This window comes from Leucobacter sp. 7(1) (assembly GCF_900163635.1).
Taxonomy (GTDB): domain Bacteria; phylum Actinomycetota; class Actinomycetes; order Actinomycetales; family Microbacteriaceae; genus Leucobacter.
The window spans coordinates 221,420-232,871 of the sequence record NZ_FUID01000026.1; the positions used below are offsets into that span (position 1 = coordinate 221,420).

Consider the following 11,452-nt stretch of genomic DNA (forward strand, 5'->3'; position numbering starts at 1 on the left):
AGATCAGATGAAAGTAAGCCGTGCCTTATTCAACCTTCTCCGAACGGTCGGCGCACACTCGACGCTGGACCGTCTGCATCGCATCCGCACTGATTCTCGCGCTGAGCGGGTGCGGACTCATTGTGGGGGACGGGCCGAACGTCGCCGACGTGGCCAACGCGTCGGAGGCGAGTCCCCGCACATTCACCGGCCCCGACACGGCGCTCCTCGAATCCAGTGACATTGTTCCGATCACCACGGACCCGCAGCCGACCCTTCCGGTCGAGTTCACCGGGCTCGACGATGTGAGCGTCACGATCGACGACACGAGCCGAATCCTGGCGCTTGATGGCACCGGGAGCATCGCCTCGATCGTGTTTGGTCTCGGGTTTGGGCCGAACGTGGTGGGGCGCGATCTCACGACTGGATTTGAGTCCGCGAAGGATCTGCCGCTCGTGATGAATAACCACACGCTGAACGCGGAGTCGATCCTGGCGCTGAATCCGACCCTTGTGTTGACGGACTACAGTGTGGGTCCCTACGACGTCCAAATGCAGATCCGGAATGCCGGAATCCCCGTGGTGTTCTTCGATCCCGCTGAGGACTTCGACTCGATCCCACGCCTCATCGGGGACGTCGCAACCTCACTCGGCGTGCCCGAGCTCGGCGACGACTACATCGCCGATTACGAGCGGCGGCTCGCAGATACCCTCGCGCGTATCGACGCGGTGGTCCCTGTCGCGGACGAGGACAAGGTTCGCATGGTGTTCCTGTATATGCGAGGCCGAGCGGGTGTGTATCACCTGTTCGGGAACAACCCGGATGGGACGACCGGGGCCGCCGGCGTCATCATTGAAACCCTGGGGGGGATCGACGCCGCAGGCGAGAACGACTGGGAAAGCGGCGCGCTGACCGCGGAGGGCCTGCTGAAACTCGAGCCGGATCTGTACCTCATGCTCACCCTGGGCCTGGAGTCTGTGGGGGGAGTCGAGGGACTCATGACCGTGCCGGGCGTCGACCTAACGCCCGCGGGTGAACGGCAGCGCGTCGTCGACATGAGCGACTACGAGATGTTCACGTGGGGGCCGCGCACGCCCGAAGTTCTCACAGCCCTCGCGGAGTCCGTGTACCGCGTCAAGCTCGATGAGGTGGAACTGCCATGATCGAACGCACTGACGCTCGCGAGGATACTGACGCTCGCGAGGATACTGACGCTCGCGAGGAACTCGACACCGTCGATCTGCCCGAAGTCGCGACCGGATCGCTCGCCCTGCCCCGGGTTCTCGACTATGAGACGGAGCGGGCCAAGCTCCCCACGTCAAACGCGCGTCGCGCCACCGTACTCTTCATCGTGCTCGGGGCGGGACTTGTGGTCGCCACCCTGATCGCGGCAGCACTCGGGCAGATGCAGATCCCCGTTGTTGAGGTGATCGGGTCGCTCTGCCGCCGTGCCGGTCTGAGCTGCGGGGCGGACGCATCTCACGTCAACACCGACGCGGTGCTGTGGGAGGTCCGATTCCCGCGAGTGGTGCTCGCCGTGCTCGTCGGAGCCGCGCTGGCGTCAGCCGGGGCGATCATGCAGGGAGTGTTTGGTAACCCGCTTGCGGATCCCGGCGTCGTCGGTGTGTCCTCGGGGGCCGCGATCGGCGCAAGTCTCATGATCGTGACCGGTCTTGCCGCGGGCAGCACATTCGCGATCCCGCTGGGAGCGTTTGTGACCGGCGTGATCACGGCACTCGTGGTGTACTCGATCTCCCGGTCTCGGGGCCGGACGCAGGTCATCACACTGATCCTTGTTGGCGTCGCGGTCAACGCGTTCGCGGGTGCGGCGTTGGCCCTCATGACGTTTTCCGCGACGACGAACCAGCGCGAACAGATCGTGTTCTGGCAGATGGGAAGCCTCGCCGGCGCATTGTGGGACTCGGTGGTGACGGTGCTGCCGTTGCTCGCGGTCGGCCTGGTACTCGCCTTCGGGATCGCGGGAAAGCTCGACCTGCTGAGCCTCGGAGATGACGCCGCGCGGCACCTCGGCCTGAACATCGAACGGCTCCGGATCTTCGCGATCATCATCGTGGCCGTACTCACGGCCACCGCCGTCGCGTTTGCCGGAATTATCGGCTTTGTCGGCCTCGTGGTGCCCCACGTCATCCGAATGGTCATGGGCCCCGGCCACAAAGTGCTTGTCCCCGCGAGTGCACTGGGCGGGGCGCTCCTCCTCGTTGTCGCCGACACCTTCGCCCGAACCGCCCTGCCGTATGCCGAGCTCCCGCTCGGCATGATCACCGCGCTGGTTGGCGGACCCTTCTTCTTCTACCTCATCAAGAGCAGCAGCGCATCGCGAAACGGAGGCTGGTAATGCCCGCGAACGTATTCCGATGGCCGCGCACGCAGGTGGTCCCGCCCGCGCCAAGCGCGCCCGGCACCCCCATCCTGCGGGCACGCGGGGTGGCCGTGACGCTCGGCGGGAAATCAATCGTCGAGGCGATCGATCTGGATGTCCACGCCGGGGAAATCGTCGCCATCATCGGTCCCAACGGTGCCGGGAAGTCGACGCTACTGGGAGCGCTCGCGGGCGACTACGGGTACTCCGGGTCTATCGAGGTGCTGGGCACCGAACTGACCGACTATGCCCAGCGTGACCTGGCACTGCGACGTGCGGTGCTTCGTCAGAGCAATGCCATCAGTTTCCCGTTTTCCGTTGTCGACGTCGTGAAGATGGGGCGGGCTCCTTGGCGCACGATCAGCACCGTTGCGGAAGACGACCACGTCATCGCCCAAGAACTGCTGCGCAGCGACACCTACCGCTTCGCGGAGCGGGCGTTCCCCTCGCTCTCCGGGGGTGAGCGCGCGCGGGTTGCCCTCGCACGCGCGATGGCGCAGCGCACGCCGCTGCTCTTCCTCGACGAGCCGACCGCAGCACTCGACATCAACTATCAGGAGCAGGTGCTCGCGGTTGCACGGCGCTACGCACGCCAGGGCAACGGCGTTGTCGTGGTGCTGCACGATCTCGCCGCCGCGGCTGTCTACGCGGATCGCATCCTGCTGCTTGAAGACGGCGCGGCCCGGATGTGTGGAACGCCGCGAGAGGTGATGCAGCCGGAGCTCCTCAGTGCCGTCTACCGGCACCCGGTACGCGTGCTCACCGACACTGACGGATCACCTCTGGTGATCCCCACACGCTTTTCAGACGATCCGCCGCCGGCGGACCCCGCACCCGTGTCCCCGACTACTCAGGAGGTTCCCCGATGATTACGCGGCTGCTTTCCCCCCAACACGCGCCGCACGCGGTCAGATTCGGCGTCGCGGCCATGATTCTCACCGCGCTGCTCGCGTTCGTGATGCTCGTGGTGACCCCGCAGCCCGCCCACGCGGCCGGACGGGTGGACGTGTCGCCCGCTCCGAGCGCTGACGGTGAAACAACAGTGACGCTCTCGGGCAGCGGATTTCAGTACCTGCCCAACGCACCGGGCGGTGTCTACGTGTCGTTCGGGGTGGTGCAGGATCCCAACACGAACTCGTGGGCGCCGAGCCAGGGCGGCAAATCGGGGGAAACGTTTGGCTACGCCGCAACAGGGGGCACTACGATCCTCGTGAGCTTCGCCGGCGGCTCGTCGGCAGACGCCGCGAACGCGCTGATCGAGGCGGACGGCACCTGGACCGCTCAGATGCGGATTCCCGGGAGCTCGTTCCCCTCGATCTCCGGGAACCCTCACGCCGGTGAGGCGACCGAGGGAGCGACGATTGACTGCCTCCAGGTGCAGTGCGGGGTGATTACGTTCGGCGCGCACGGCATGGTGAACGCAAACAACGAGTCGTTCACACCGGTGAGTTTCATGACCGCCGAGGGGACGCTCGCCTCCGGAACGGCGGGGCAGAACTTCGCCGAGGGCGGTGTCGCACCGGGCACCTCGACCGCCACGGACGATGAGGCAACCTCTGTGGAGGTCCCCGGAACCGGGGAAGCTGCGCCGAGCAGCTCAGGCACCGCGTCCGAAACGAAGCCCTCGGACGCACCGGTCGCCGCTCCCGCACCGCAGACGCAGGACCTGGCGCCGCAGGAATCTGGACTCTCGAGCAGTGGACTCGTCATCGGCGTGCTGGCCTTCGCGGTTGTCGCGTTGCTCGGTGCCGTCGTCTTTGCGCTCGTGCGCCGGGCTCGTGCGGCACGGGCGGCCCAGGCCGCGACCCAGGCCGCCGCCGAGGCACAGGATCCAGCGCCGGGTGATCCGCGCTTCGATGTCCTCCCCGCAGCGGCGGGCAAGGATACCGGCGAAGCTCCGAACCCACAGACCCAGGAAACACAGATCAATGCGGCGGCGGAAGCAATCCGGCACCGGGAAGGAGCGCTGTGAACGCGCACACGAAACCAAGGCTGAGCCGCCGTTGGGCGGCGCTCGGTGCCACCGCAGCGCTCCTCGCGCCCGCGGTGATTCTCGGGGCGGGGGCCCCGGCATTCGCAGAGCCGGGAGCGGCTGCGCCGCAAGCCGCGGCAACGGAGGCTGTCGCCACCGGTGGCACTCTGGAGTGGGGAGTCCGCCAGTCGATCCGCCGGTACCTGGAACAGTTCGGGCACACCGAGGGGCGCATCGCGGCCGAGGACGGCGCGAGTTACGCGAAGGGTGACGCTGCGGCGAAGTTCCCGCTGAAATCGGGAGCAGTGGATCCCGCGGCCGGCACCGCGAAGCTCGAATTCGGCGGTGCTCTCGAAATGATCGGATTCGGGGAGTCCTGGCTGTACTTCACGGATCTTCGGCTCGATGTCGCGGATGGTGCCGCGGTTCTGACCGTCGATCTCATCGAGAGTTACAACGTCAAGACCCGCACGGACGACATCGTGTTGTCCACGTTCCCCGTGAAGAACGGTGATCTGAAGATCACCGGCGATCAGCTGAGCTTCACGAGCGAGGAAGGCCGGTTTGGCGCAGACATTGGCGTGACGCACCTGCCGTCATACGGCGGGCCGACCTACGCGGCACCGAATGACTACACGGACCCGATTACCGTAAGGCTCGGGTTTGGCACCGACGGCAGCGTTGATCCCGGTCCCGGGACCGATCCAGGAACCGACCCCGAGGTGCCCGAGACGGGCCCGTATGGGACCAGCACCGGCACGGCATACTCTGACACCGCAGCGCAGATTCGTGTTTCGCCCGGCTACGCGGTCACCGCGGACGGCAGCACGAAGCTCACGGTGAGTGGCACGGGCTTCGACCCCGGAACGGCGAGCGCGCCCGCGAACATCTACGTCGGCATCGGGACGATGGACGATCCCTCAAAGCCTGAGGCGTGGCGCCGCAGCCAGGGCGGTGTGAGCGGCCCCCCTGGCTTCGGGGACTACACCTACGGCCTGACCCGACTCGCGGTGAGCCATCATGACGACGTCGGAGAGCTCGCGGACGCGACAATCGACGCGAACGGAAGCTGGTCGTTCACAATGGAGGTGCCGGGGAAGAACATTCCTGGTTTCTTCGGCGATCAGATCGACTGCGTCGCGAAGCAGTGCGGGATCTTCGCTTTCGGCGCACACGGCAACGTGAAGGCCGTCAATGAGGCCTTTACGCCAGTGTTCTTCGACGGCCAGGACCCCACAGGGTGGCCTGATCGGGACGGCGATGACGACGGGAACACCACTCCTCCTGTGGTGGTGCCGCCTGTGGTCAAGCCCCCAGTAGTGACCCCGCCCGGAGCGAAAGAATGTACCCCGAACGGGAGCTCGACTGGTCGCAACGCCGAGGGTGCCGTGCTGGAGGTCACGCCGGCCAAGTGCCTCGGCGACACCAACCAGAAGGTGACACTGAAGGGGACCGGGTACCCGACCTCCCGCGACGGAGCGACCTTCGGCGGACTCTACGTGCTCTTTGGCTGGGTAGACCCGAGCGAGCCGAACTGGGCCCCGACGATGGGTGGGGCAAGCGGCAAGACGTTTACCTACGCGAACGACGGCAAGCCGTCCGGAACCTTCCAGCAGATGGTCAACTTCCCCGGGAACACCACGGGGCCGGGGATGCCGACGATGGACGACAAAGGGAACTGGACAATGGAGCTGCCGATCGAGAAGTCGCAGTTCACGAGCGCCCAGGCCAAAGAGGTCGACTGCATCAAGATGACCTGCGGGATCATCACCATTGGCGCGCACGGACTGCCACTCAAGGGCGGCGAGGTGTTCACCCCGATCTACTTCACCGCTGACGAGAAGGAGACCGGCACGGAGAAGCCGGACGGTGGCGATGCGAAGCCGATCGCGAACCCAAACGCAAACACCCCGACCGGCGGCGGCCAGCAGCCCGCTGCGAACACCCCGAATACCCCGAACGCTGGGGCGACTGGGCCGCTCGCGAAGACCGGTGACGAGGCACTACGCGGCCTGATGTTCGGGGGCGTGCTGATGCTCAGCGCCGCAGCGTTTGCCTTCGCGATGCTGCGCCTGCGCCGACCGACGGTCACGGCCACCACAGAGTTGTAACTGAAGTGTGGGCCGGGGGCGCAGCCACGCCCCCGGCCCACTGAACCGGCGCCTGAAGCGCCGACTCCCCAATGCAAGAAAGGGAATCATGAAAGTATCACGACCGCCGCTGGGAAGCGGCGTCCCGACGAGCCGGAGGCGACGCCTCGCCGTCGCAACAGCGCTGGGCACCGCGTCCGCGCTTGTGTTCTCTGGGTTGATCACGAGCCCGGCGCTCGCCGCACCGAACGGGGAGGCCACCGGGACGGGAACGAACTCGGTGGACTGGAGCCCCACACTGCGGGTCGCCCCGGGCTTTGAACTTGATCCGGCGAATGCGAATACCCTCAGCTTGACCGGTTCCGGTTACGCCACGACAAACGCATGGGGCGCGACCTTTGGCGGTGCCTACATCCTGTTCGGTGTGGTCAACCCCCAGAACGCCGAAGACTCAGGAAGCTGGGCACCCTCGAAACGCGGAGTGAGCGGCAAGCACTACGACTACGCCGGCGGTGCCGGTACCAACCAGATCATGGTGAACTACCCCGGCAACGTTACCGAGCCCGGATCGCCGTATATGGACGAGAACGGCGACTGGGCTGCGGAATTCACGATCCCCGGCCCGCAGTTCACTTCACAGGCAGGCAATGCGGTCGATTGCTTTGTCCAGGAGTGCGGCGTAATTACAATCGGAGCGCACGGCCAGGCGCAAGCCGGCGTTGAAGTGTTTACCCCGGTGACCTTCGCCCAGTCCGCGACGATCGTGACGCAGCCCGTTGACGCAACCGTCACCGCGGGCGGTGACGCGGTGTTCACCGCCGAGGCATCGGGTGCCCCGGCCCCGAGCGTCCAGTGGCAGTCGCGCGCTTCGGAGTCCGAGGAGTTCGCGAACATCGAGGGCGCGACGGCGACGACACTGACCCTTGCCGCCGTCGCTGCCTCCGCTACCGGGACGCAGGTGCGCTTGGTTGCGACGAATGACGCAGGAAGCGCGACGTCGAACGCCGCGACCCTCACGGTGAATGCCCCGGCAACCGCGACCACGACAACCGTCGCGGCGCAGACAGTCGGGAGCTACCCCACAGACTTCGCGGGTCAGGACGTCGCAGTATCTGCGACAGTTGCGCCCGCCGAGGCCGTGGGCACTGTCGAGTTCTTTGCGAACGGGGCGAGCCTCGGCACCGCCGACGCAGCTGCGGGTACCGCCACGCTCACCACGAAGGCTTTGACGGGTGGCGCACAGCAGGTCAAGGCCGTTTTCACTCCGGCTGACGCCACGGTGTTCGAACTCTCCGAGTCAGCAGAGCGCACCTACCGGATCGTGGATCTGGCACCAGCGGTTCCCGCGATCGCGCAGGGCGCGACGACCCGGAGCATCGCAAACGCGGAGTTCCGGTGGTCCGTCGCGAACTGGATGAGCTTCGGCAGCGGTCCCGCAAAGCAGGTGCTCAGCGGCGAGGAAGTCACGCTCGCTCCGCTCCCCGAGGGCGCAACCGCGACGGATCGTGCCAACCAGGAGTTCGTCTTCTCTGGCGGAACCGGTTCCGAGGATGCCGCGGGCAACCGTGTCGTTTCCTTCGACGGCACCGTCCGTCTGACCTCGGGGCTGATGCCGCGCTGGGATTTCAGCAACCCGAGCGTACACACGAACGCCGCGGGTGACGGGTACATCACGGCTGACGCCGCGATCACCTACTTCGGGAGCGAAGTTGGTGGTGAGGATGAAACCTTTACGCCAGGCCGGATCGTCATCTCGACGTTCCGTGGTGGTGCGTTCACTGCAGAGGGTGAGACCACTCGTCTCGCAGCGACGCCGCTCTTCGAGGGTCAGGTCGCCGCGGGCACCTGGGCGGGCGAGTTCTCCGGAGCCACGTTCACAAACGAGTTCCTGCAGTACGTCAATAGCGGCGTGCGCTCGTTCCTGCTGCAGACCGGCACGACCGGGTCGAACCTGACCAAGCCTGCGCTTCCGGTGAGCCTCTCCTTTGCCTCGACCGAGGTTGCGGCGCCGGCGCTGACCGTATCCCCGAGCGGGGAGCTGCCGCGCACGAGTACCGACGTAACGATCTCGGGCACCGGAATTGACGCCTCGGCGATGACCGCGTGGGGCACCCCCCAGCCCGCTGGCGTCTACGTGTCGCTGGGCTGGATCGCGAACGGTGGGTGGAAGCCTTCCGAGAGCGCCGCGTCGGACACCCGCGTTGCGGTTGCGACGCGCTGGGTGCAGGAGACCCAGGCCACCGAGGGTGACTACGTCCAGTGGACGCGCGGCGCGAACGACCGCGCAAGCTTCAGCTTCACGCTGCCGGGCATCACCTACACGGATGTCATGGCGAAGAAGCCCGCGGGCGACTACCGCCTGGCCGTCTACGCGATCGGTGCGGGCGGTGTGCGGCAGGCGATCAACGAACTGTCGGTCGACCTGAAGTTCGTTCCGGAAGATGGCAAGCCGCCGATCAAGCCGCCGGTGAAGGTGCCGTTTACGGATATGAAGCCGGGTGACAAGTTCTACAAGGAGATCGCTTGGATGTTTGAGGCGAAGTTGTCGACGGGGTCGAAGCAGGCAGATGGTTCGGTGAAGTACTTGCCGAAGCAGAATGTGTCGCGTGAGGCCATGGCGGCGTTCTTGTACCGTTTGGAGGGTGCGACGTATCAGGGTCCGAAGGTGTCGCCGTTTGCTGATCTGAAGCCGGGTGACAAGTTCTATAACGAGATCACGTGGATGTATGCGGAGAAGATCTCGACGGGCACGAAGCAGAAGTCGGGCAAGCCGAAGTTCATGCCGAAGAGTCAGATCACGCGTGAGGCGATGGCGGCGTTTATGTTCCGGATGGAGGGGCCGAAGTTCTCTGCTCCGAAGGTGTCGCCGTTTGTGGATATGAAGCCCGGGGACAAGTTCTATCGGGAGATTGCGTGGATGCAGGATTCGGGGTTGTCGACGGGCACGAAGCAGCCGTCGGGGAAGCCGAAGTTCTTGCCGAAGAATGCGACGTCGCGTGAGGCGATGGCCGCGTTCATCTACCGCTCACAGCACTAACCCAGCCCGGTGAGTGGGGGTGGCGGGGTGCGAATAGCGCCCCACCACCCCCACTTTTCCGTCTTGATACGAAGGAGACGCGTCACCATGAACGCGCAGCAGACCCAGACCGAATCGCTCTCGACCCTGCTCCGACAGGTGTCGCTCGGCGGTCATCGCCGCAGTGACAGCGAACACGACGTGCCGGAGCCTCGCTACGCCACGGCCTACCTCCGCGGCGGGCTGAACCGAGCCGGGATCGCGGCGCAGGCCGCCCACCACTTCCTCATGTACGAGGCGCTTGAGGCTGCGACAAGCGCGCAGATCGAGCAGCAGGGGACAGACTTCGCCTTCGCGATGCCGGAGCTCCGCCGCCTCCCTGCACTACGCGCAGACCTCGCCCACTGGATCGGGCCAGACTGGGAGCGCGAAGTCCGTGGCCGCTACGCGACACCGGGGATCGAAGCGTATGCGGCTCGCCTACGTGAAGTCGCGCCGATCTCCCTGCCCCACTTCATCGCGCACCACTACACGCGCTACCTGGCGGATCTGTCTGGCGGCCTCATGATCGTCAAGATGTTCCGCGACAGCTACGGCATCACCGGAGAAGATGGGGTGCGGTTCTACGCGTTCCCCGGCATCCCCGATCCGCGCGCCTTTAAGAACACATACCGCGAGCTGCTTGATGCGCAGCCCGTCACCGACGCGGACCGGGCGCTGATCGCCGCGGAGGTACAGCTCGCCTACGATCTGAATAACGCCGCGGGGGCTGATCTGGAAGAGCGCTTCCTGGAGTACCGCGCGTGAACCTTACACGCGTGATCGGAACCTGCGCACTTGTGTGCGCGATGGTCGCGACCCCCGGAATCGCGCTCGCACAGGTTCCCGAGCCTTCCACGGCGGGGCCGGTGACGACAAGGATCAACGACGACGCGAGCACCCCACTCGCCACGGCTGTGCGGGTGGCCCCGCCGGTTGTGGGAACGCGCACTCTCTATCTCCTCGGACAGTCCGCTCCGATCTCAGGCACGGTAACCTGGGCGCCGAGCACCAACACCGAGGTGCTGGCTGGCGAAATGGAGTTCTGGGATGGTGCGACTGCTCTGGGATCGATCCCGGTGACCGGCAGCGGCGGCACCGCGACGGCGACGCTCGAAACCGCGGCCTGGCCAGCGGCCGGGCTGCGCCGGATCACGGCGCGATTCACACCCAGGGATCCGGCGGTCTTTGCAGCGGCGGAGAGCGCGGCGCGCGACTACCGGATCGTCGACACCTCCCGCCTGGTCCCGGACATCGCCCTGACCGGAGGCCCAGTCGCGACAATCGGGAGCACGAGCCTTGAGTGGACCGTGGCGAACATCTGGTTCAGCAATTTCGAGGTCGGCTTTGAACGCGAAGTGCGCTCCGGGGCAGTCACCCTGCCAGAGGCGACCCCCGGCGACACGGTCGCGCAGAAACAGGCGTACTATTTCCGGCCGTTCACGTTCTCCGAGGGCGCGGGGACGCGCGACGCAGCGGGGAACCGCATCATCTCGTACACGGGTGAAGTCCGCCTCACCTCAGGTAGTGCGAACCACTGGGACTTCGCGGATCCGCAGCTGCATATTGCCCCCACCGGCGACGGCTACCTGACGGCAGTGTTCAGCGGCAGCTACGAACTCGGAACAGACGCATTCCCGATCGACCCGGTGCGCGTCACAATCGCGACCTTCTCGGGGGCCCAGATCGCTCCGGACAGTGGCGGGAACGTGGATACCACGATCGAGTTGAACTGGGCCGGTCAAGCCGGAGCGCCCGGAACCTGGGCCCACGACTATGCGGATTCGTTCCCCACAGAGTTTGTGTCTCTGCTGCACCCCGCGATCAACCTGTTCTTCACGCGGAGCAGTGTCGCCACCGACGACTCGAAGATCCCGCACCCCATCCGGCTTCGGTTTACGGAGACCCCGGAAGAAGTTGCGCCGCCGGTGAAGGTGCCGTTTACGGATATGAAGCCGGGTGACAAGTTCTACAAG

The 11,452-nt window shown here is 65.9% G+C and carries 8 protein-coding genes; all 8 read left to right on the forward strand.

What is annotated here, in order from left to right; translation table 11 throughout:
- The first annotated feature begins 20 nt into the window (after nucleotides 1–20).
- Nucleotides 21–1,142, forward strand: a complete 1,122-nt coding sequence (locus tag FM113_RS06365; RefSeq protein WP_087012649.1) for a hemin ABC transporter substrate-binding protein — start codon at nucleotides 21–23, stop codon at nucleotides 1,140–1,142.
- Nucleotides 1,139–2,335: an iron ABC transporter permease gene (locus FM113_RS06370; protein ID WP_087012651.1), complete on the forward strand. Its 1,197-nt coding sequence runs from the start codon at nucleotides 1,139–1,141 to the stop codon at nucleotides 2,333–2,335. The genes FM113_RS06365 and FM113_RS06370 overlap by 4 nt, the downstream gene beginning before the upstream one ends.
- Nucleotides 2,335–3,228 (forward strand): heme ABC transporter ATP-binding protein, encoded by an 894-nt coding sequence (locus tag FM113_RS06375; protein ID WP_087012653.1) that lies wholly within the window; start codon nucleotides 2,335–2,337, stop codon nucleotides 3,226–3,228. The genes FM113_RS06370 and FM113_RS06375 overlap by 1 nt, the downstream gene beginning before the upstream one ends.
- Entirely contained in the window at nucleotides 3,225–4,331 is a 1,107-nt protein-coding gene (locus tag FM113_RS06380) for a hypothetical protein (RefSeq protein ID WP_087012655.1), read from the forward strand. The genes FM113_RS06375 and FM113_RS06380 overlap by 4 nt, the downstream gene beginning before the upstream one ends.
- A complete protein-coding gene (locus FM113_RS06385; protein WP_087012657.1) occupies nucleotides 4,328–6,442 on the forward strand; it encodes an HtaA domain-containing protein in 2,115 nt (704 codons plus the stop codon). The genes FM113_RS06380 and FM113_RS06385 overlap by 4 nt, the downstream gene beginning before the upstream one ends.
- An 88-nt stretch (nucleotides 6,443–6,530) precedes the next feature.
- Nucleotides 6,531–9,458 (forward strand): S-layer homology domain-containing protein, encoded by a 2,928-nt coding sequence (locus tag FM113_RS06390; RefSeq protein WP_087012659.1) that lies wholly within the window; start codon nucleotides 6,531–6,533, stop codon nucleotides 9,456–9,458.
- A gap of 87 nt (nucleotides 9,459–9,545) precedes the next feature.
- A complete protein-coding gene (locus tag FM113_RS06395; protein ID WP_087012661.1) occupies nucleotides 9,546–10,244 on the forward strand; it encodes a heme oxygenase (biliverdin-producing) in 699 nt (232 codons plus the stop codon).
- The coding region (locus tag FM113_RS06400; RefSeq protein WP_217895965.1) for a hypothetical protein at nucleotides 10,241–11,452 on the forward strand (1,212 nt) is incomplete at its 3' end. The genes FM113_RS06395 and FM113_RS06400, both read left to right, overlap by 4 nt.